The 20,357-nt window shown below is 68.7% G+C and carries 14 protein-coding genes; 6 read left to right on the top strand and 8 right to left on the bottom strand.

From position 1 onward, the window contains the following. The first annotated feature begins 70 nt into the window (after positions 1-70). Positions 71-3,154, top strand: a complete 3,084-nt coding sequence (locus BJY20_RS02295) for a DEAD/DEAH box helicase (RefSeq protein WP_185992416.1) — start codon at positions 71-73, stop codon at positions 3,152-3,154. A 341-nt stretch (positions 3,155-3,495) separates the two neighbouring features. Here BJY20_RS02295 and BJY20_RS02300 read toward each other — a convergent pair whose 3' ends face one another. The 3 genes from BJY20_RS02300 to BJY20_RS02310 all read right to left on the bottom strand — a co-directional run bounded on the left by BJY20_RS02300 (position 3,496) and on the right by BJY20_RS02310 (position 7,714). After that, the gene (locus tag BJY20_RS02300) at positions 3,496-6,390 is read right to left on the bottom strand and encodes a vitamin B12-dependent ribonucleotide reductase (protein ID WP_185990047.1); all 2,895 of its coding nucleotides are present in this window, start codon (positions 6,388-6,390) and stop codon (positions 3,496-3,498) included. Positions 6,391-6,518: 128 nt separating this feature from the next. Then, positions 6,519-6,992: a transcriptional regulator NrdR gene (nrdR, locus tag BJY20_RS02305; RefSeq protein ID WP_185990048.1), complete on the bottom strand. Its 474-nt coding sequence runs from the start codon at positions 6,990-6,992 to the stop codon at positions 6,519-6,521. A 332-nt stretch (positions 6,993-7,324) separates the two neighbouring features. Beyond that, positions 7,325-7,714, bottom strand: coding sequence for a LysM peptidoglycan-binding domain-containing protein (locus tag BJY20_RS02310; protein ID WP_185990049.1), 390 nt, complete (start codon positions 7,712-7,714; stop codon positions 7,325-7,327). Positions 7,715-7,915: 201 nt separating this feature from the next. On the opposite strand from BJY20_RS02310, the gene lexA reads away from it, so the two are divergent. Beyond that, entirely contained in the window at positions 7,916-8,689 is a 774-nt protein-coding gene (gene lexA / locus BJY20_RS02315) for a transcriptional repressor LexA (RefSeq protein ID WP_185990050.1), read from the top strand. A 15-nt stretch (positions 8,690-8,704) separates the two neighbouring features. Next, positions 8,705-9,124, top strand: coding sequence for a glutaredoxin domain-containing protein (locus BJY20_RS02320; RefSeq protein WP_185990051.1), 420 nt, complete (start codon positions 8,705-8,707; stop codon positions 9,122-9,124). Positions 9,125-9,132: 8 nt separating this feature from the next. Here the strand turns inward: BJY20_RS02320 and BJY20_RS02325 are convergent, their stop codons facing one another. Continuing rightward, positions 9,133-9,963 (bottom strand): Sir2 family NAD-dependent protein deacetylase, encoded by an 831-nt coding sequence (locus tag BJY20_RS02325; RefSeq protein ID WP_343062744.1) that lies wholly within the window; start codon positions 9,961-9,963, stop codon positions 9,133-9,135. A 60-nt stretch (positions 9,964-10,023) separates the two neighbouring features. Between BJY20_RS02325 and BJY20_RS02330 the strand changes: the two genes are divergently transcribed. Together BJY20_RS02330 and BJY20_RS02335 are read left to right on the top strand one after the other, a co-directional pair. After that, entirely contained in the window at positions 10,024-10,935 is a 912-nt protein-coding gene (locus BJY20_RS02330) for a LysR family transcriptional regulator (RefSeq protein ID WP_185990052.1), read from the top strand. Between the two features lie 181 nt (positions 10,936-11,116). Further along, positions 11,117-12,493 carry a hypothetical protein gene (locus BJY20_RS02335; RefSeq protein WP_185990053.1) on the top strand — a complete coding sequence of 459 codons (1,377 nt, stop codon included), beginning with the start codon at positions 11,117-11,119 and terminating at the stop codon, positions 12,491-12,493. Between the two features lie 90 nt (positions 12,494-12,583). On the opposite strand, the gene BJY20_RS02340 is transcribed toward BJY20_RS02335, so the two are convergent. The 3 genes from BJY20_RS02340 to BJY20_RS02350 all read right to left on the bottom strand — a co-directional run bounded on the left by BJY20_RS02340 (position 12,584) and on the right by BJY20_RS02350 (position 16,809). Then, on the bottom strand, positions 12,584-14,971 hold the full coding sequence (locus BJY20_RS02340) for a ComEC/Rec2 family competence protein (RefSeq protein ID WP_185990054.1): 2,388 nt from the start codon (positions 14,969-14,971) through the stop codon (positions 12,584-12,586). Continuing rightward, positions 14,968-15,756, bottom strand: coding sequence for a helix-hairpin-helix domain-containing protein (locus BJY20_RS02345; RefSeq protein ID WP_246297087.1), 789 nt, complete (start codon positions 15,754-15,756; stop codon positions 14,968-14,970). The genes BJY20_RS02340 and BJY20_RS02345 overlap by 4 nt, the downstream gene beginning before the upstream one ends. A 195-nt stretch (positions 15,757-15,951) precedes the next feature. Continuing rightward, positions 15,952-16,809, bottom strand: a complete 858-nt coding sequence (locus BJY20_RS02350; protein ID WP_185990055.1) for a DegV family protein — start codon at positions 16,807-16,809, stop codon at positions 15,952-15,954. Between the two features lie 55 nt (positions 16,810-16,864). On the opposite strand from BJY20_RS02350, the gene BJY20_RS02355 reads away from it, so the two are divergent. Next, complete coding sequence (locus BJY20_RS02355) at positions 16,865-17,335, top strand: carboxymuconolactone decarboxylase family protein (RefSeq protein ID WP_185990056.1); 471 nt, start codon at positions 16,865-16,867, stop codon at positions 17,333-17,335. A gap of 30 nt (positions 17,336-17,365) precedes the next feature. Here BJY20_RS02355 and leuS read toward each other — a convergent pair whose 3' ends face one another. Next, complete coding sequence (gene leuS, locus BJY20_RS02360) at positions 17,366-20,266, bottom strand: leucine--tRNA ligase (protein ID WP_185990057.1); 2,901 nt, start codon at positions 20,264-20,266, stop codon at positions 17,366-17,368. Positions 20,267-20,357 lie beyond the last annotated feature (91 nt).

Raw genomic sequence — 20,357 nt, forward strand, 5'->3', positions numbered from 1 at the left:
CACCAGCGGGATATCGCCCGTCACTGGCAAGCTCCACTCCGTGACCTTCAATGATGCGCTTCCCGAGGGTATGTACGAGTCGCTGCTGACTGCTCGACTCGAGAAGTTGCTCGCTGAGCGTCCCGACGACACCCGTCTGATCTACGACGTCGACAGTGGGGATGAGCCGCACGTTCTGGCACGCCATGTCCGCACTGCCGTCGAACGTGCCCTCCGTGATGAGAAGGATCCAGCGCAAAGGCGCGAGATCGTCAATCGGATCCTCGCTCAGCTGGGCAATGTGACTGATCTGCTCGGCTCCGGTAGCCGCCAGCTTCACTTCCTCCACCGACCAGCAGGTCCCGGTGTGGAGTACGTCGCGCCAGATCGTCCGTCCACTCCCCTCTCTGACGCAGCGCTCCTGACAAACTCGATCGGTGAGCCCAGCCTGGGTTCTGAACTGCGCGCCGAGCTAGAGACTGCCGACTCGGTTGACCTACTCATCGCCTTCGTGAAGTGGTACGGACTACGGCTGCTGGAACCTCAACTGCGGCGACTGCACGACAGAGGGATCCCCCTTCGCGTCATCACCACGACCTACATGGGTGCCACAGAACGCCAGGCTCTCGATCGTCTCGTGAACCAATTCGGCGCCGAGGTGAAGATCCAGTACGACTCGCTCCGCACACGCCTCCACGCGAAGGCCTGGCTGTTCAACCGCCAAACGGGCTTCAACACCGCCTACGTCGGCTCCTCTAACCTCTCGCGGGCTGCGCTCCTCGATGGCGTTGAGTGGAATGTCCGGCTCTCCTCGGTCGCAACCCCTGCGTTGATGCACAAGTTCGAAGCCACATTCGAGACCTACTGGAACGACAGCTCGTTCGAGGACTATGACCCGGACCGGGACCGCGACCGACTCGACGATGCTCTCCTCCTCGCATCGGGAAGCGGCAAGAAGCCCGATCAGGTCACGATCTCGATCTCCGGGCTCGACGTGCAGCCCTTCCCCTACCAAGCTGAGATGTTGGAGGCCCTGGACGTCGAGCGGGTCGTCCACGACCGCCACCGCAACCTCGTCATTGCAGCCACCGGTACAGGCAAGACAGTGCTCGCGGCACTGGACTATCGCCGTCTGAGCCAGAGCGAAGGGCGTGCTCCTCGGCTTCTCTTCGTGGCTCACCGACAGGAGATCCTGACGCAGAGCCTGCGGACCTACCGGGAGGTGCTCCGCGACCAAGACTTCGGTGAACTCTACGTCGGCGGGGCTCGCCCCGAACGCTGGGAGCACGTCTTCGCCTCGGTGCAGTCGCTCAACTCGTACGGGGTCAGCAGCATCCCTGCAGGCCACTTCGAGGTCGTCGTCATCGACGAGTTCCATCACGCTCAGGCACGCACCTATCGCACGCTCCTTGATCACCTCGAGCCATCCGAGTTGCTCGGCCTGACAGCCACACCGGAGCGAGCCGACGGGACGGATGTCGCCCAGACATTCTTCGATGGCCGAATCGCCGCTGAACTTCGGTTGTGGGATGCCTTGGCCTCGGAATTGCTCTCCCCGTTCCACTACTTCGGCATTGCAGACGGCACCGATCTCAGTGCCATTACCTGGAAGCGAGGCGCGTACAGCACGGAGGAGCTGGAGAGGGTTTACACCGGCAATGACGCCCGAGCGGCGCTGATCCTGCAAGCCGTCCGCGATAAGATCGTCAACCCACGAACCATGAAGGCCCTCGGATTCTGCGTCTCGGTAGCGCATGCCGAGTACATGGCGCGAGTGTTCACAGACGCCGGCATCCCTGCAGCGGCAGTGACGAGCAACCCCAGGAGCGCCGATCGCGCTGAGGCCTTGGCTGACGTGCGTGCAGGTCGACTGGCCGTTGTCTTCACCGTCGACATGTTCAACGAAGGCGTCGACCTGCCGTCTGTCGATACCGTGCTGTTTCTCCGCCCGACCGAGTCGGCCACGGTCTTCCTGCAACAGCTGGGCCGAGGGCTCCGTCGGGCCGATGACAAGGCGGTCCTGACTGCGCTGGACTTCGTTGGTCACCAGAACAAGTCATTCCGGTTCGCAGACCGATTCCGGGCCATGACCGGCAGTACCCGTAAGGGGCTCGCCGACCAGGTCGACAAGGGGTTCCCGTTCTTGCCGTCTGGCTGCCAGATCGTCCTGGACCAACAGACGCAGGACGTCGTCCTCGACAACCTCAAGGGTCAGCTGACGACTCGATGGAAGGCTCTCGCGGCCGAGCTGAAGAAGCACCCCACCGATGAACTCTCGACCTATCTCAACGAGACCAACGTCGATCTGGCAGATGTCGTCAAAGCTGACCGGTCGTGGACGCGCCTACGACGCGACGCAGACCTACCGACAGCGCCAGCCGGCCCCCAGGAACACTTGCTTCTCAAGCGCGTCCGGGCGTTTACGCACGTCGACGACCCCGAGCGTGCACAGGCCTATCTGACGTGGCTGAGTGACGACGCACCTGCCTATGGTGCAGCCAGCTCGCGAATGCAGGAGTTCGGCCGGATGCTCTTCTTCTCGCTCTGGACGGGAGGGGGTGGCTTCACGACCTATGACGCAGGGCTGCGGGCTCTGCGGGACGAAGCGAACGTGCGCAACGACCTTCGGCAGGTGATCGAGATTGGACTCGACCACGCAACTCACGTCACGCGCCCACTCATCGGAGACATCGGCCACCTGCCACTGCGCGTGCACGGTCGGTACACGCGCGAGCAAGCCGTCGCAGCGCTTCGGTACGCGTCCTTGGGCGGACGCGCCCCCAACAGCTTCCGTGAAGGTGTCCTGCACTCCCCCGAGATCGACTCCGACGCCTTCTTCATCACGCTCAAGAAGTCTGAGGCGGACTACTCGCCGACGACGATGTATCGGGACTATGCGATCAGTCCAGAGCTCTTCCACTGGGAGTCGCAGTCCAGCACCACCGTGCGATCAGCAACGGGCCAGCGGTACATCAATCACGAGTCCGAGGGCACCCATATTCTGCTGTTCGCGAGGGACAGCAAGGTCAATGACTTCGGCGGAGGCGTTCCGTATGTCTTCCTGGGGCCGGCTTCCTATGTGAGCCACAAGGGAGAGCGACCGATCGCTTTCACCTGGCGACTGCACAACCTGCTTCCCCAGAGCATCTACCTCACAGCAGCTGCCGCTTCATAGGACTGCGTCCATTGCAAGTCATGGCGGACAGAGAACAGAAGCGTGGCCGGCCTCGACGAAGAGCCATCGAGGCCGGCCACTCAGAGGGTCTACTTACCCTTCTTCTTCCCGGAGTTCCCGAGCTTGTACGTGGTGTTCGGGCTGGACTTGGCGTGCTTCTTCGTGATGAAGCGTCCAGACTTAGCACTCTTGTAAGCCATGAGTCTCACCTCCTTCCGCGCTCGTACTTGTGTGACGAGCAGGGATGAGTGATCCTGGCAACCCCAGAGAGGGACAGGAGCTCATCTCCTGCTGTCGGGCCCCGGTTGTAGGAAACCGGGGCCCGACGTCTATTCAGTCGATCAGCTGCAACCGCTGGTCGAGCCGCAACCCTCGCAGACGTAGCAGGAGCCGGCGGGGCGCATCTTGGTCCCGCAGGTCATGCACATCGGTGCGTCCGAGGCCTTGCCCTGGAGCTTCTCCATCAGCTCGGCCGAGGAGTGGACCGTGGCGTCGGCCTCGCGGGTGGAGGCGCTGCCGCTGCCGGAGTTGTCGCTCGACTCCTCCTTGGCGACCGGCTTGGTCTCCTTGGTGGCCACGGTCTGGCTGTAGGACTCGTCGTCGTAGTCCTCGTCATCGTCGGAGGACGACGGGGCGTACGAGCCGGTCTCCAGCTGGCGCGAGCGCTCATCGGCGGTGTGGATGCCCATGAAGGACCGGGTGTCGAAGTCCAGGTAGTCCAGCGCCAGACGACGGAAGACATAGTCCATGATCGACTGCGCCATCCGCACGTCCGGGTCGTCCGTCATGCCGGCCGGCTCGAAGCGCAGGTTGGTGAACTTCTCGACGTAGGTCTCCAGCGGGACACCGTGCTGCAGCGCGATCGAGATCGCGATCGAGAAGGCATCCATCAGGCCGGCCAGGGTCGAGCCCTGCTTGCCGAACTTCAGGAAGATCTCGCCCAGCTCACCGTCCTCGTAGGTGCCCGAGGTCAGGTACCCCTCGGCCCCACCCACGGCGAAGCTCGTGGTCTGCGAGGCGCGACGCTTCGGGAGGCGACGACGCAGCGGGCGGTACTCGATGACCTTCTCCGCCGCGCCGGCCGCAGCGGCCTCCGCGTCGGCCTTGGCCCCCTTCGCCGTGGACCCGCCATCAGACAGCGGCTGACCGACCTTGCAGTTGTCGCGGTAGACCGCCAGGGCCTTCAGGCCGAGCTTCCACCCCTGGGAGTAGACGTCCGCGATCTCCTCGACCGTGGCGCTCTCCGGCAGGTTGACCGTCTTGGAGATCGCGCCGGAGAGGAAGGGCTGCACCGCAGCCATCATCCGCACGTGACCCATCGGCGCGATGGCGCGCTGACCCATGGCGGTGTCGAAGACCTCGTAGTGCTCCGGCTTCAGACCCGGGGCGTCGATGACGTGGCCCTTGTCGGCGATGTACTCCACGATCGCCTCGGAGGTCTCCTCGGTGTAACCGAGCAACTTCAGCGCACGCGGGATCGTCAGGTTGACGATCTGCATCGAGCCGCCACCGACGAGCTTCTTGAACTTCACCAGCGAGAAGTCCGGCTCGATGCCCGTGGTGTCGCAGTCCATCATGAAGCCGATCGTCCCGGTCGGGGCGAGCACCGACGCCTGCGCGTTGCGGTAGCCGTTCTTCTCCCCGACCTTCACGACCGCATCCCAGGCCTTGGTGGCCTGCTGGTGGATCGAGCGGTCCATCGTGTGCAGCGTGCGGATCTCGTCGTTGGCCGCCTGGTGCTTGCGCATGACCCGCTTGTGCGCGTCGGCGTTGCGGGCGTAACCGGCGTACGGCCCGACGATGCCGGCCATCTCGGCGGAGCGCTTGTAGGAGGCACCCGTCAGCAGCGAGGTGATCGACGCCGCGAGGGCGCGACCGCCGTCGGAGTCGTAGCCGTGACCGGTCGCCATGAGCAGCGCACCGAGGTTGGCGTAGCCGATGCCCAGCTGGCGGAAGTCACGCGTGGTGTCACCGATCGCCTCGGTCGGGAAGTCAGCGAAGCAGATCGAGATGTCCATCGCGGTGATGACCAGCTCCGCGACCTTCTGGAAGCGCTCGGCGTCGAAGGTGTCGTCGTCACCGAGGAACTTCAGCAGGTTCAGCGAGGCGAGGTTGCAGGAGGAGTTGTCCAGGGACATGTACTCGCTGCACGGGTTGGACGCGGTGATCCGGCCCGACTCGGGGTTGGTGTGCCAGTCGTTGATCGTGTCGTCGTACTGGATGCCCGGGTCGGCGCACTCCCACGCGGCCTGGGCGATCTTGCCCATCAGCTCGCGGGCGTCGACGCTCTCGATGACCGAGCCGTCGGTGCGCGACTTCAGACCGAAGTCGGTGCCCTCGTCGACCGCGCGCATGAACTCGTCGTTGACACGCACCGAGTTGTTCGCGTTCTGGTACTGCACGGAGGTGATGTCCGAGCCGCCGAGGTCCATGTCGAAGCCGGCGTCACGCAGCGCACGGATCTTGTGCTCCTCCTTGGCCTTCGTCTCGACGAACTCCTCGATGTCCGGGTGGTCGACGTCCAGGACGACCATCTTCGCCGCGCGACGGGTCGCGCCACCGGACTTGATCGTGCCCGCGGAGGCGTCGGCACCACGCATGAAGGAGACCGGGCCGGAGGCGGTGCCACCGGAGGAGAGCAGCTCCTTGGAGGAGCGGATGCGCGAGAGGTTCAGGCCGGCACCGGAGCCGCCCTTGAAGATGAAGCCCTCCTCCTTGTACCAACCCAGGATCGAGTCCATGGAGTCATCGACGGAGAGGATGAAGCACGCGCTGACCTGCTGCGGGCTCTTGGTCCCGACGTTGAACCACACCGGGGAGTTGAAGCTGAAGATCTGGTGGAGCAGGGCGTAGGTGAGCTCGTGCTCGAAGATCTCGGCGTCGGTGTCCGTGGCGAAGTACCCGTTGTCCTTGCCGGCCTTGACATAGGTGAGCACGACACGGTCGATGAGCTGCTTCAGGCCGGTCTCGCGCTGCGGGGTGTCGAGAGCGCCGCGGAAGTACTTCGTCGTGACGATCGTCGAGGCGTTCAGCGACCAGAAGTCGGGGAACTCGACTCCGCGCTGCTCGAAGATCGTCGCGCCGGTCTTCCAGTTCTGCTGGACGACGTCACGCTTCTCCCAGGTGACCTCGTCATAGGGGTGGACGCCCTCAGTGGTGTGGATGCGCTCGATCGTCAGCCCCTTGGTCGTGCGGGAGCCGCGACGTGCGCTGGACTTACCGGCGGTCTCGGTCATGCTCTTCTCTCCTCGGTCCCTGTCTGGACGGTTCTCTTGCTGCGTGCGGTCTGATGTGAAGGTGAGTTGGCTACGAACCACGGTGTCACCGGGTACCGACAGCCCACTCGCGTGTCGGTACCCGGGATCTAGGGGGTGCTGCTCGCGGTGGCGGGCACTTGCTCCCGGCGCAGTGCGCCGATGGCCGCCTCGAAGTCCTCGAGCGAGTCGAAGGACTGGTAGACGGACGCGAAGCGCAGGTAGGCGACCTCGTCGAGCTCTCGCAGCGGAGGCAGGATCGCCATGCCCACCTCGTGGGCGTCGATCTCGGCGCTGCCCTGCGAGCGGATGCTCTCCTCCACGCGCTGGGCGAGGAGGGCGAGCTGGTCCTCGGTCACCGGTCGGCCCTGGCAGGCCTTGCGGACACCGGAGAGCACCTTGGCCCGGCTGAACGGCTCGGCGGCCCCCGACCGCTTGGTCACCGACAGGCTCGCGCTCTCCAGCGTGGTGAAACGCCGGGAGCACTCCGGACACTGACGCCGGCGACGGATCGCACTGCCGTCATCGGCGGTCCGGCTGTCGATGACCCGGGAGTCGGTGTGCCGGCAGAACGGACAGTGCATCAGTGACTCCTCTCGGCTCTTGCGGGCGGTCCTGTGGATGGAACGGTGGACGAAATGGGGACAGTCCCCCGAATCCTGTGGAGAACCCAACTCATCCTGTGTACTAGATGTGGACGAATGACATCCGTGTAACCACTAGATGTAGTGACTATTACACCCCCGTCACACAACGGATGCAAGTCCCCGGCGTGGCGCCATCGGTGAGCGGTCACCGAAACTGCGCGAAGCCCGCGATACCGGGGTCGACCACCCCGACACGCACGTCGGCCACCCCCGAACACGGAGGTGGCCGACGGCCGGCCCGGGCTGGGTCGAAGGGCCCGGGAGGCTTCTCAGGAGGCGGGAATGAGCAGGGTCTGCCCCGCGTGGACGTGGCTCGTGGACAGGTCGTTGGCCTGCCGGATGCGGGTGATCGCGTCGTCCGTCGGCACGCCGGACATCTCGAGTGCGGCGATCGAGGTCAGCGTCTGCCCCGTCTCGACGGTGACCTGCTCGGGAGCGGCCGCCTGGCCACCGAAGGCCACGCCCGCGCCGGCGACCGAGGCGAGCGCCAGGGTGGCCACAGTCATCGTGAGGCGGCCGCGGCGCGTCAGCCGCACCGCCCCCTTCGTCGCAGTGGGGGCCGCCTCGCCCGTGGGGACGGATACGAGGTGGCGGGTGCGGGCCGGTCGGGCTGCGGGCACACCAACCGGCGCGCCGTGGGTGACGGTGAGTGCGGTCATCTGGTCCTCCTCGTGGCGTGTCCTGTCGAACCGGTGTTCGATAGAACGTCTGTACGATGTCTAGCACGGATGTTCGAAGAAGATCAACAACACGCTCGAACACATGTTTGAAATACCTGTTCGATCGTCCTACTGTCTTCACTACCGAGAAGTTGACCAGCGACCACCGACAACGCTGGTGACACGGACGGAAGGGTCGAGATGAGCAAGGGCACGAGCAAGGACGCGGACGGCAGCGACAGCACCGTGCGTCACCTCCCGGAGCGGGACAACGGCGAGAGCCTGACCGCCCGCCAGCGCAAGGTGCTCGAGGTCATCCGCACCGCCGTCGCGACCCGGGGCTACCCGCCGAGCCTGCGTGAGATCGGGCAGCTCGTCGGCCTGACCAGCCCGAGCTCGGTCGCCCACCAGCTCTCCTCCCTGGAGCGCAAGGGCTACCTGCGCCGCGACCCCAACCGCCCCCGCGCGATCGAGGTCATCTCCCCCGACGCGGACGCCGATGCCGTCATCGCCGACACCGCGGACTTCGGTGGCATGCGCGGTGGCGCCACCGCCGACGACGACGTCGTCGACGTCACCGGCTCCGGCGACGAGCGCCCCGAGGCCAGCTACGTGCCGGTCCTGGGCGAGATCGCCGCCGGTGTGCCGATCACCGCCGAGGAGCTCGTCGACGACGTCTTCCCGCTGCCGAAGCAGGTTGTCGGCGAGGGATCCCTCTTCCTGCTCAAGGTCGTCGGCGACTCGATGGTCGACGCGGCCATCTGCGACGGCGACTGGGTCGTCGTGCGCCAGCAGCCGCAGGCCGACAACGGCGACATCGTCGCGGCGATGCTCGACAACGAGGCCACGGTCAAGACCTTCAAGCGCACGGACGGTCATGTCTGGCTGCTCCCCCACAACCCTGCCTTCGACCCGATCGACGGCGACCACGCGACCATCCTCGGCAAGGTGACCGCAGTCCTGCGCAGCCTCTGAGGGACAATGGGCGGCATGGGTAGATGGACGTCCGCACTGGTACTGCTGCTCGCGGGCGTCGCCCTGGCCATCCAAGGGGTCCGCAGCGACAACTCATCCAACTTCGTGCTGTGCGTCGGCGCCCTCGTCGTCGCGTGGTGGTTCTCCCCACTCAACGGTCGGGGTGGGCCGCGGCACACCGAGGTCGAGTCACGGCCGGATGACTTCCCCGTCGTCATCTACTGGCGCCCGGGCTGCGTGTACTGCATGCGCCTGCGCGGCGCTCTCGGCAAGGACAAGGACCGGGCAACTTGGATCAGCATCTGGGCGGACGAGGATGCGGCGGCCTTCGTCCGCTCGGTCAACAACGGCAACGAAACCGTCCCCACCGTGCGGGTCGGCGAGACGGTCCGCACCAACCCCGACCCAGCGATCATCAAGACCGCCCTTCGCTGAGACTCTCCTCAGGCGCTCGCGCTCACCCGATCCAGCGACTGCGTCAGCGCGCGAAGGGAGTCGGCCAGCTCCCCGTCGACGCGGTGGTCGACGAGGTCGTCACCACGGCTCGGCCCCCGGGTGATCAGCGCAACCGGGATGCCACGCTTGGCGGCCCGGCGCACGAAGCGCAGGCCGGACATCACCTGCAACGAGCTGCCGAGCACGAGCAGGCTCGGCGCGGCATCGGTCAGGTCGAAGCAGTGCTGGACCGTCGGCTTGTCCACCGCTCCCCCGAAGAAGACGACGTCCGGCTTGAGGGTGTCCTGCCCGCAGGAGGTACAGATCGGGGTCCTGAAGCGCTCGACGTCCACGGCGTCGAGCCGCACGTCACCATCCGGGCGGATCTCGTCGCTGTCGACATCGAAGCCGGGATTCTCCGCAGCCATCCGCTCGTCGAGGACGGGACGCCCCACCCGGGCGTGACAGGTCAGGCAGACGACCTCGACGAGATTGCCGTGCAGCTCGACGACGTCACGGGTGCCGGCGGCCTGGTGCAGGCCATCGACGTTCTGCGTGATCACCGGCCCCACGGCATCGAGCCGTTGCAGGTCGCTGACGAAGTGGTGCGACGCATTGGGCCGTGCCGCGTGGAAGCGACGCCAGCCGACGAAGCTGCGCGCCCAGTAGCGCCGCCGCGCCTCGCTGCTGCCGACGAACTCCGTCAGGTGCATCGGCGTGACCTTCCGCTGGCCGTCCGGGCCGCGGTAGTCGGGGATGCCGGAGTCGGTGGACATGCCGGCGCCCGTGAGTACCAGTGCCGGTCCCGCCGACAGCACGCGGGCGATGTCCTCGATCACCCACCCAGTATGCGACGAGCCCGGGCGGTCCATCCACTCCCCACGGCTTAGCATGGCGGCATGATCGACGCCGCAGGGCTACGCGTGATGCGCGCCATCGCCGAGGAGGGTAGCTTCACCGCCGCCGCCCTCGCCCTCGGCTACTCGCAACCGGCCGTGTCCCAGATGGTCAAGCGGCTGGAGCAGCGCACGGGCACCGTGCTGGTCGAGAAGGTCGGACGCTCCGTGCGCCTGACCGAGGCCGGCAACGTCCTCGCCCGCCACGCTGCGCCCGTGCTCGCTGCGCTCGACGCAGCCGAGGAGGAGGTCGCCGCGATCGCCGGGCTGCGCTCCGGCCGGGTACGCCTGATGGCCTTCCCGTCCTCGTCGGTCACGCTCGTCCCCCGCGCGTTGGCCGCCGTACGCCGGCAGTACCCGGACCTGTCGGTGCAGTTCGCCGAGGCCGAGCCACCCGAGTCGATCGCCGCACTGCGCTCCGGCGAGGTCGACCTCGCGGTCGCCTTCTCCTACGACGGCAGCGACATCGCCCGGGGTGAGGACCTCGAGGGCTTCGCCGTGCACCCCTTGCTCGAGGAGGAGGTGCGCGTCGCCCTCCCCCGCGACCATGGCCTTGCCGAGCAGGACGTCGTCTCGATGACCGACCTGACCGACGAGGACTGGATCGCCGGATGTCCCCGCTGTCGCGGGCACCTGCTGCAGATCGCCAACAACGCCGGCTTCGCGCCGAAGGTCGCCTTCGAGACCGAGGACTACGTCGCGGTCCAGGGGTTCGTCGCAGCCGGCCTCGGGGTCGCCCTCATCCCCGACCTCATCCGGGACGCGACCTCCAACCCTGACGTGGCCATCCGGCCGCTCGACCCGACGAGCTACCGCCGGATCCATGCGGTCACGACCGAAGACCTGCTCAAGGTGCCGGCCGTCGCCGCCACCCTCGAGGCGCTCCTCGCCTCCGCGGGTGCCGTCGCACACTGACGAGCAGGGGCAGCGCCTCCTTCCTCCAGGCGGACTCCTATCCGCACTACTACTCGCCACACGCGATGTGATGTGTGCCATGCTCCCTCTCAGGCAATTCACAGTTACCGCACACGATTCGTCGGGGGAACGCACAGCGGATCCACGACGGACCGATGCAGGACACGAGAGCAGGCACGACATGGGAACACTGAAGAGGGCCGGGTTCATCACCGGATCCGTCGCTCTGACCGTCGCGATGGCACCTGGATCTGCACTGGCTGCAGACTGCGGCAGCCCCGCCCGGGATGCGATCTACAAAACCGTCCACCACGACGCCAAGACCGAGCGGGTGGTGGACACCCCGGCGCACACGGTTGAGGGAGAGCACCACCCTGCCGTGACGCACGTGGAGCTCGAGTACGGCATCTACACGCCCGGGGAGACAACCACCGAGTGGGTCCGGGAGGGGCAGGAGCCCACCGAGGGCTACACACCGACAGGTGAGCAGCGGACCGTCACGGACCAAGAAGCCTACGACGACCCGGACACCACCTACGTCGAGCGCAAGTACGTCATGCTGGTCGAGGACGGCGGATCCTGGGACTCGAGGGACGTCTGGTCGCAGAATCCCCCCGGTCCGGGTGACTGGGAGGCCCACAACTTCCGGCAGATCAGCAACGGTGACGGTCAGGCTGCGTGGACGGAGACCGTGGACCATCCAGCGCAGACCCACCAGGAGCACCAGTACCGCACCCGGACCTACACGGACTGGTTCGCAGAGGGCGAGAAGATCCCCGTCGGGCTGGAACGCACCGGCGCGTACGCGGAGCACGATGGCGTGATCGAGTGGGAGTACACACGCTACGAGTACCTGTGGTTCGCCGAGGATGCCGAGGTCCCGGATGGCTACGAGCGCGTATTCAATACCTCCCGGACTGTCGTCGATACTCCGGCGTGGACCGAGACCATCGAGCACGAGGCGATCCCTGAGACCTTCTACGTCGAATACCAGTGGAGGCTGTGGCAGCCCGAGTACACCGAGACCTTCGAGTGGTTTCAGGACGGTCAGGCCCCTGATGGCTGGGACCCCACTGATGAGACCCGGGAAGTGACCACCCCGGGTGAGCACCACCCCGCCGTGACGCACGAGGAGTACGAATACAGTCACACCGCTGAGGGGACGACCCAGATCGGCTGGTTCCGGGAGGGCGAGCAGCCTGAGGGATGGACCCTGCCCTTCGAGGGCCCGCTGCCCACCCGCACGGTGATCGACGAGCAGGCATGGACGGAGGATGACGTCGAGGTCCCGGCCACCTATGCGACGGTGACCACCAAGGACGCCTTCGACGAGGAAGTCCTCGTCCAGCAGGCGGTCCCGGCAGGCGAAGAGTGCGTGGACCCCGTGGAGCCTGTGGACAGCGGGACCACGCCGCAGCTACCGGCTGTCGTCCAGACGGACGGCTTCAGCGGCTCCGGGGGAGACAACACCGCCGGGCTCGCCCTCGGTGGACTCCTGCTCGCCGGCGCCGGAGCCGGGGTGGTCGTCGTGGCCCGTCGCCGTCAGGACCAGAGCTGAGGCAGTACGCCATCTGACCGGGTCAGGGCATGACACGGGCCGTCGGATCGGGACCCCCGAACCGGCGGCCCGTACCCGTTGCCCGCCCGGTCAGTGCGACGTGACGACCCGTGGCCCGTCGAGGACGGCGATGTCACCATCGGTGTCGGTGCGCAGGACCCGGGAGGCATGTCGCGTGGCCCAGGTCAGCGCGGACGGCGTGGGATGTCCGTAGTCGTTGTCGGCACCGACGCTGATCAGGGCCACCGGTGCAGCAACCTCGTCCAGGAAGGCCTCCTCGAAGTTGCTCGACCCGTGGTGGGGCATCTTCAGCACCTCGAGCTCGTCGGCAGCCGCTGCCATCGCCGGGTCACGACGCAGGGCGAGCAGCAGGGCGTGGCCGGCCTCGCGTTCGACATCACCCAGCAGCAACGCGTCGATGTCCCCGGTGCGCACGTGCAGCACGACGCTGGCGTTGTTGGCCTGTGACCCGCCGGCGATCGGCCGCGCCGGCCACCACGCGCTCGCGCTCACCCCACCGAGCTCGAACCGGTCGCCAGCCACTACCGATCGCACCGGCACGTCGTGCTCCCTCGCGATCTCGTGGACCTGCCGAGCCGCCCACTCCGGCTCGGCCACCGGCGTGACGAGGATCGACCCGACCGCACGTCCATCGACCGCCGCCTCGAGGCCGCCGACGTGGTCCTCGTGGAAGTGCGTGAGCACGACGGCATCGAGGGTGCGCACCCCGAGCCGGGTCAGGCACCCATCGATGCCCCCGTCCGCCGGTCCGACGTCGACGAGCACCGCGCGGCCCGGGCCCGAGGCGAGGACCAGCCCGTCGCCCTGGCCGACATCACAGGCGACGGCCCGCCACCCCGGGGGCGGCCAGCCGAGGCTGCGGGAGGGCACCGCCCCGGCGGTGAGCACGACGAGGACCCCGAGCGCGACGAGCGGGCTCGCCCGGGCGCGGTGCAGCAGCCACGGTCCCGCGAGGATCCCCAGGGCCGTCAGGACGGCGAGCAGCACCGCGCCGGTGGCACCGTCCGGCCACGGCAGGGTCCCGCCGGGCACATCCGCGGACACCCGGGCGGTCCACGCGATGGCCAGGGCGAAGGGGGTCCCCACCCACCCGACGAGCGTCGCCACGCTCGTGCTCACGACCGCGACGAGTGCGGCGCTCACGCCCAGGACGGTGGCCGGTGCGACGAAGGGAGCGGCGACGAGGTTGGCGGCGACGGCGATGAGACTGACATTGCCCTGGAGCAGGACGATGACCGGGCCGCAGACGAGCTGGGCCGCCAGCGGGATCGCGACCGCGGGACCGACCAGGTGCAGCTGGCGGGGCAGGTGCGCATTGATCGCCGCCGACCACGGCCGGACGAAGAGCAGCAGCCCCAGGGTTGCCAGCGTCGACAGCACGAACCCGTACGAGCGCGCGAGCCACGGGTCGATCGCGAGCAGCACGAGCACCGCCGTGCACAGCACCGGCGTGCCTGCCCCGCGGCGGGACGTGCTCATCCCCAGCAGGCCGATCGCCCCCATCGTCGCGGCCCGGATGACACTGGGCTCCGGTCGGGCCAGGACGACGAAGAACGCCAGCCCGGCGCCGGCCACCCAGGGTCGCCACCGTCGTGGCAGCCCGCCCAGCCGGCAGGCGCCGACGAGTGCCGCGAGGACGACGGCGACGTTGGACCCGCTCACCGCCGACAGGTGGCTCATCCCGGTGACGAGCATGTCGTCGGTCAGCGGCTGCGGGGTCATCGAGGTGTCACCGATGACCAGGGCGGGCAGCAGCGCACGCGCATCGGCCGGCAGCGGGTCGACCGCCTCGCGCATCCCGGTGCGCAGGTGCTCGGCTCCCGCGCGGACCGTGGAGCGCTCCCCCACCGGCACGGGCGGGCCGCGCGGGCTGAGCTGCGCGACCTCCGGGTCCGCGGGATCGGCCGGTGAGAGCTTGCCGGTCAGCTCGATCCGGTCGTGCCAGCCGACTTCGGTCCACGCGGCGTCGCCCCGGATGAAGACCGGCGCGTGGACCTGCGTCCTCTCCGCCCGCGAGGTGACGCTCGTCAGGCGGACCCGCAGGAAGGCCTGCTGCGGGGCGTCACCCCCGTCCTCTCCCGCGGACCGACCCGCGCGGACCCTGGGCTCGGTCAGGACCACCCCTTGGGCCCGCACCATCGCCCCCCGCTCGGCGAGCTCGTGGACGGGCCCGAGCTGTCGTCGCCACTCGTGCGCGGCCGAGGTACCGAGCACGAGCACCATCGCGACGAGGGTGAGCGCGAGCACGCCGGGACCGTCGCGCCGCCAGGACGGCCGAGCGTGCCGGCCGCGGTATCGCACCCCGGCCACCACGAGGCCGATCAGGAACACGACGGCGGCAGCAGCCCCCTTCGCCCGCAGGGCCCCCGGCCAGGACAGTGCCCATGCCCCCACCGCCCACGCGGTCAGGCACGGCAGCAACAGCCGCAGGTCGAGCACCTGTCGGGCGGGAGTCACACGGTGACCTTCGGGGCGAGCTGCTCGTAGGTCTTCTCGCCGATGCCGCTGACCTCGCCGAGCTCCTCGACGGCGACGAACTTCCCATGCTCCAGGCGCCAGTCCATGATCCGTTGCGCCAGGACCGGGCCGACGCCCGACAGCGTCTCCAATGTGGCCAGGTCGGCGGTGTTGAGGTTGACCGGGGCATCGGGCGAGGCAGCACCACCCGGACCACCGACGCCACCGGCCGGGGGCGCCGCTGCAAGCGGGGTCTCCCCCGGCTTGGGCACGACGACCTGCTCCCCGTCGACGAGCTCGCGGGCGAGGTTGATGCCCCTCAGGTCGGCCTCGCCGGTCTCGCCGCCCGCGTCCGCCAAGGCATCCACCACGCGCGAGCCCCCGGGCAGGGAGACGATCCCCGGGCTCTCGACCTCGCCGACGACGTGGACGGTGACGTCCGGCGCGGCTGACGGTTCTCCGGCCGTACCGCCTCCCTCCGGCGCGCTGTCTGGTGCTGATCCGGCGCCCTCGGCTTGGCTGTCGGCACCGTCGAAGGCGCTGTCGTCCCCCTCGCCGGCCACCGCCGCGACCGGCTCGGGCTCTGCGTCGTCCCGCGCCATGAGGTAGCGACCACCGAGCACGGCCACCGCCAGCGCGACAAGGAGGGCGACGCCGACGATCGCCCGGCGACTGACCGAGTAGCGGCCCGTCGCCACGGTCGAGGGCAGCTCGAGCACCGCGGGCTCGTCGTCGTCGAGGATCTCGGCGACCCGGGCGGAGGGTTCGCTGGCACGTGGGCTCATGACCGTGACGCTAGGCAGGCACGGGCCGGCTCGGCCGGCCTTTCGTCAGGCTGTGGACCCATGCCCCCACCGGGTCCGGCTGTGGATCAGTCGCGGTGGTTTCGAGGTTCAAGCCGCAGGCGGCTTTCACACCTCAACCAGCGGGGCGCGAAGGGCCGCACCCACCGCTCTCACACCTCAACCAGCGGGGTGCGGTCAGTCGCGGGGGCGCGGGCTGACGGCGACGCCGACGAGGCCCAGACCGACGTGTGCGGCCACGACCGCGCTGATCGCCGCCAGGTCGACGTCACCGTCGATGTGCTCCGCCAGGTTCTGGGACAGCAGCTCGGCCCGCTCGGCCGCGTCGATGTGGTGGACGGCCACATCGACGCCGTCGGCCCAGTCGGGCAGCTGGGCGCACTCGGCCTCGGTCAGGGCCTGCAGCCGGGCGATCGCCTTGCCCGCGGTCCGCACCCGCTCCAACGGTTGGACCTCCCCGTCGACCACGTGCAGCAGGGGCTTCATCGCCAGTGCGGACCCGAGCAGCGCCCGCGCGCCACCGATGCGGCCACCGCGCCGCAGCCGGTCGAGGCTGTGCACGACCAGCCGCACGGACGATGCCGCGCAACGGCGCTCCAGCCGCTCGACGACGTCCTCGACGTCACGGCCGGCCCGGGCGTCACGCGCGGCGCCGATCGCCGCGAAGCCCAGGCCCATCCCGATCAGCCGTGAGTCGACCACGTGCACCGGCACCGGGGACTCCGGTGCCGCCGAGCGGGCCGAGTCGACCGTGCCCGACAGGAGCCCACTCAGGTGCACCGAGATGATCGCCTCGGCACCCCCCTTCGCCGCCTGCTGGTATGCCTGCAGGAAGGTCGCCGGAGTCGGCCGGGAGGTGCTGATGTCCGCCTTGGCGCGCAGCGCGTCCTCGACCCACTGGGTGTCGGCGCCCTCGCCCTCGGGGCGGTCGACGCCGTCGATGACCACGTGCAAGGGGATGACGGCGATCCCGTGCTGGTCGCGGTGGTCCTGGGTCAGCGACGCGGTGGAGTCGGTGACGACGGCGATGTTCACGTACCGAGCGTATCGAGGTCTGACCCTCGCGGACCGGTACGGCTAACCTGCGGGCATGTCAACGAACCAGCACCTGCCCTTCCTCGACAAGTCCGACCCCACGATCTGGAAGGCCCTCAACGCCCTCGCCCTCGAGGTCTCGGCCGCCGCGGAGGCGGCCGGGCTGGAGCGCCAGACGCTCGAGTTGATGAACATCCGCATCTCGCAGCTCAACGGCTGCTCGTTCTGCCTGGACATGCACACCCGGATGGCGCAGGAGGCCGGGGCCACCACCCAGCGCCTCGCGCAACTGCCGGCGTGGCAGGAGTCCTCCCTCTTCGACGTCGTCGAGTGCGCCGTGCTCCAGGTCGCGGAGGTGACCACCACCCTCCCGAACGTCGACTCGCGACGGGCGGCGCTGCGCTCCGCGCACGACACCCTCGGGGACGAGGCCTTCACCGCCGTCGAGTGGGCCGCCGTGACGATGAACGCCTACAACCGCGTGTCCGTCCTCTCGGAGCACCCCGTCAGGCGCCGCAAGCAGTAGGACGCGAAGCCGGCACGCCCGCGTCGCGGGTCAGGCCGGGACGATGTTGACCAGCTTGGGCGCACGGACGATGACCTTGCGGATGCCCGCCTCGGTCGCCGCCTTGACCTTCTCCCTCTCGAGCGCCAGGGCCTCGAGGTCGGCCTCGCTGATGTCAGCGGCAACCTCGACGCGGTCACGCACCTTGCCCTTGATCTGGATGATGCAGGTGACGCTCGACTCGACCATCTTCGACTCATCGGCGAGCGGGAAGGGCGCGAAGGCCAGCGACTCCTCGTGCCCCAGGCGCGCCCACAGCTCCTCCGCCAAGTGCGGCGCCACGGGAGCGACCATGAGCACCAGCGGCTCGATGCCCGCCCGCGGGACGGAGTCGAGCTTGGTCAGTGCGTTGTTCAGCTCGATCAGCCGCGCGATGGCGGTGTTGAAGCCGAGCGAGTCGTAGTCCTCGCGTACGGCGGCGATCACCCGGTGCAGCAGCCGCTCGGTGTCGGCGTCGAGGGCGTCGTCGGTGACGTGCACCTCGCCGCTCGCCTCGTCGACGACGTTGCGCCACAGACGCTGCAGGAACCGCTGGCTGCCGACGACCGCGCGGGTCTCCCACGGCTTGGACTGCTCCAGCGGGCCGAGCGACATCTCGTAGACGCGGAAGGTGTCGGCACCGAACTGCTCGTACATCTCGTCCGGGCTGACCGCGTTCTTCAGCGACTTGCCGATCTTGCCGTACTCCTGGGTGACGCTCTGCCCCTGCCACGAGTAGGTCGTCTCGCCGTCCGCGCCCGCGTGCTCCTCCACCTCGGAGGCGGGCACCGGCTGGCCGCGGTCGTCGCGGTAGGCGTGGGCCTGGATGTAGCCCTGCGAGAAGTACTTGCGGAAGGGCTCCTCGCTCGTGACGTGACCGAGGTCGTAGAGCACCTTGTGCCAGAAGCGGGCGTAGAGCAGGTGCAGCACGGCGTGCTCGACGCCACCGATGTACAGGTCGACGCCGCCCGGGTCGCGGGTCCCGGCGGGGGCGCCGGCCACGGCCTCGGGCCGCGGACCGACCCAGTAGGCCTCGTTGTCCGGGTCGACGAGGGCCTGGTCGTTCGCCGGGTCGAGGTAGCGCAGGTAGTACCAGCACGAGCCGGCCCAGTTGGGCATGGTGTTGGTCTCGCGGCGGTACTTCTTCACCCCGTCGCCGAGGTCCAGCTCGACCTCGACCCACTCGGTCGCCCGACCCAGCGGCGGCTCGGGCTCGCTGCTCGCATCGTCCGGCTCGAAGGTGCGCGGACTGTAGTGCTCCACCTCGGGCAGCTCGACCGGCAGCATCGACTCGGGCAGGGCGTGCGCGACGCCCTCCTCGTCGAAGACGATCGGGAAGGGTTCGCCCCAGTAGCGCTGGCGGGAGAAGAGCCAGTCGCGCAGCTTGTAGTTGACGCTGCCCTCGCCCAGGCCCTGCTCCTGCAGCCAGGCGGTGATCCGCGCCTTGCCCTCCTCGACGCCCATCCCGTCCAGGGAGATGCCCTCGGCGGTGGAGTTGATGATCGTGCCGTCGCCGGTCCAGGCACCCTCGTGCCCCTGGGGCGGCTGCACGGTGTGCACGATCGGCAGGTCGAAGGCGCTCGCGTACTCGAAGTCGCGCTGGTCACCCGAGGGCACCGCCATGATCGCGCCGGTGCCGTAACCCATCAGGACGTAGTCGGCGACGAAGACCGGGATCCGGGCGCCGGTGACCGGGTTGGTCGCCCAGCCACCGGTGAAGACACCGGTCTTGTCCTTGGTGTCGATCTGGCGCTCGACCTCGCTCTTGCGTCCGGCCGCGTCCCGGTAGGCACTCACGGCGGCGAAGGGGGTCTGCGCCCCGCCGGTCCAGGCGTCCTTCGTCCCCTCGGGCCAGCCGCCCTGCGGCACGAGCGAGTCCACGAGCGGGTGCTCCGGGGCAAGCACCATGAAGGTCGCGCCGAAGAGGGTGTCCGGGCGCGTGGTGAAGACCTCGATGCCGTGCTCGCTGCCGTCTGCGCCCGTCGCGGGGAAGGTCACCGCAGCGCCCTCGCTGCGGCCGATCCAGTTGCGCTGCATGGCCTTGACCTTCTCCGGCCAGTCGACCCGGTCCAGGTCGTCGGCGAGGCGGTCGGCGTAGGAGGTGATGCGCATCATCCACTGGCGCAGGTCGGCCTTGAAGACCGGGTAGTTGCCGCGCTCGGAGCGCCCGTCGGAGGTGACCTCCTCGTTGGCCAGCACCGTGCCCAGGCCGGGGGCCCAGTTGACCGGGGCGTGGCTGGTGTAGGCGAGGCGGTACTCGTCGAGGATCTCGGCCCGCTCGGGGCCCGAGAGCTGCGACCAGGTGCGGGTCTCCCCCTTCGGCAGGGGCCGCTGACCGGAGGCGAAGGAGGCGACCAGCTCGTCGATCGGCCGGGCACGGCCGGTGCCGCCGTCCGGGCGCACCGCATCCGGGTCGTACCAGGCGTTGTGGATCTGCAGGAAGATCCACTGCGTCCACTTGTAGTAGTCCGGGTCGATCGTGGCGAAGGCGCGCCGGTCGTCGTGACCCAGCCCCAGCCGGCGCAGCTGGCGCTTCATCACCACCATGTTGTCCTCGGTGGTCTTGCGCGGGTGCTGGCCGGTCTGTACGGCGAACTGCTCCGCGGGCAGGCCGAAGGCGTCGTAGCCCAGGCAGTGCAGGACGTTCTTGCCGAGCATCCGTTGGAAGCGCGAGTAGACGTCGGTGGCGATGTAACCCAACGGGTGGCCGACGTGCAGTCCGGCTCCCGAGGGGTAGGGGAACATGTCGAGGACGAGCATGTGCCCGTCGTGCTCGGCCACCCGCTCCGGCTCGGCCCACGGGCCGGCGGGGTTGGGCGCGCGGAAGGTGCCCTGCTCCTCCCACCGGTCCTGCCAGTCGACCTCGATCCGACCGGCCATCTCGGCGGTGTAGCGGTACGGCGTCTCGCTCATCAGTGTTGGTTCTCCCGGGTTGCCTCGGCCAGTCGGCCCACGGCGCACATTACTAGCCGGGCACCTGCGGGCCCGTCCCGGTCCGCCAGCC

The sequence above is a fragment of the Janibacter cremeus genome (assembly GCF_013409205.1).
Taxonomy (GTDB): domain Bacteria; phylum Actinomycetota; class Actinomycetes; order Actinomycetales; family Dermatophilaceae; genus Janibacter; species Janibacter cremeus.

What these genes read in the sequence shown, in the direction of transcription:
- leuS (WP_185990057.1), bottom strand. Translation starts at nt 20,266, where the DNA reads ATGAGCGAGACGCCGTACCGCTACACCGCCGAGATGGCCGGTCGGATC.
- lexA (WP_185990050.1), top strand. Translation starts at nt 7,916, where the DNA reads ATGAGCAAGGGCACGAGCAAGGACGCGGACGGCAGCGACAGCACCGTG.
- BJY20_RS02310 (WP_185990049.1), bottom strand. Translation starts at nt 7,714, where the DNA reads ATGACCGCACTCACCGTCACCCACGGCGCGCCGGTTGGTGTGCCCGCA.
- nrdR (WP_185990048.1), bottom strand. Translation starts at nt 6,992, where the DNA reads ATGCACTGTCCGTTCTGCCGGCACACCGACTCCCGGGTCATCGACAGC.
- BJY20_RS02345 (WP_246297087.1), bottom strand. Translation starts at nt 15,756, where the DNA reads ATGAGCCCACGTGCCAGCGAACCCTCCGCCCGGGTCGCCGAGATCCTC.
- BJY20_RS02300 (WP_185990047.1), bottom strand. Translation starts at nt 6,390, where the DNA reads ATGACCGAGACCGCCGGTAAGTCCAGCGCACGTCGCGGCTCCCGCACG.
- BJY20_RS02320 (WP_185990051.1), top strand. Translation starts at nt 8,705, where the DNA reads ATGGGTAGATGGACGTCCGCACTGGTACTGCTGCTCGCGGGCGTCGCC.
- BJY20_RS02330 (WP_185990052.1), top strand. Translation starts at nt 10,024, where the DNA reads ATGATCGACGCCGCAGGGCTACGCGTGATGCGCGCCATCGCCGAGGAG.
- BJY20_RS02295 (WP_185992416.1), top strand. Translation starts at nt 71, where the DNA reads ATGTACGAGTCGCTGCTGACTGCTCGACTCGAGAAGTTGCTCGCTGAG.
- BJY20_RS02355 (WP_185990056.1), top strand. Translation starts at nt 16,865, where the DNA reads ATGTCAACGAACCAGCACCTGCCCTTCCTCGACAAGTCCGACCCCACG.
- BJY20_RS02335 (WP_185990053.1), top strand. Translation starts at nt 11,117, where the DNA reads ATGGGAACACTGAAGAGGGCCGGGTTCATCACCGGATCCGTCGCTCTG.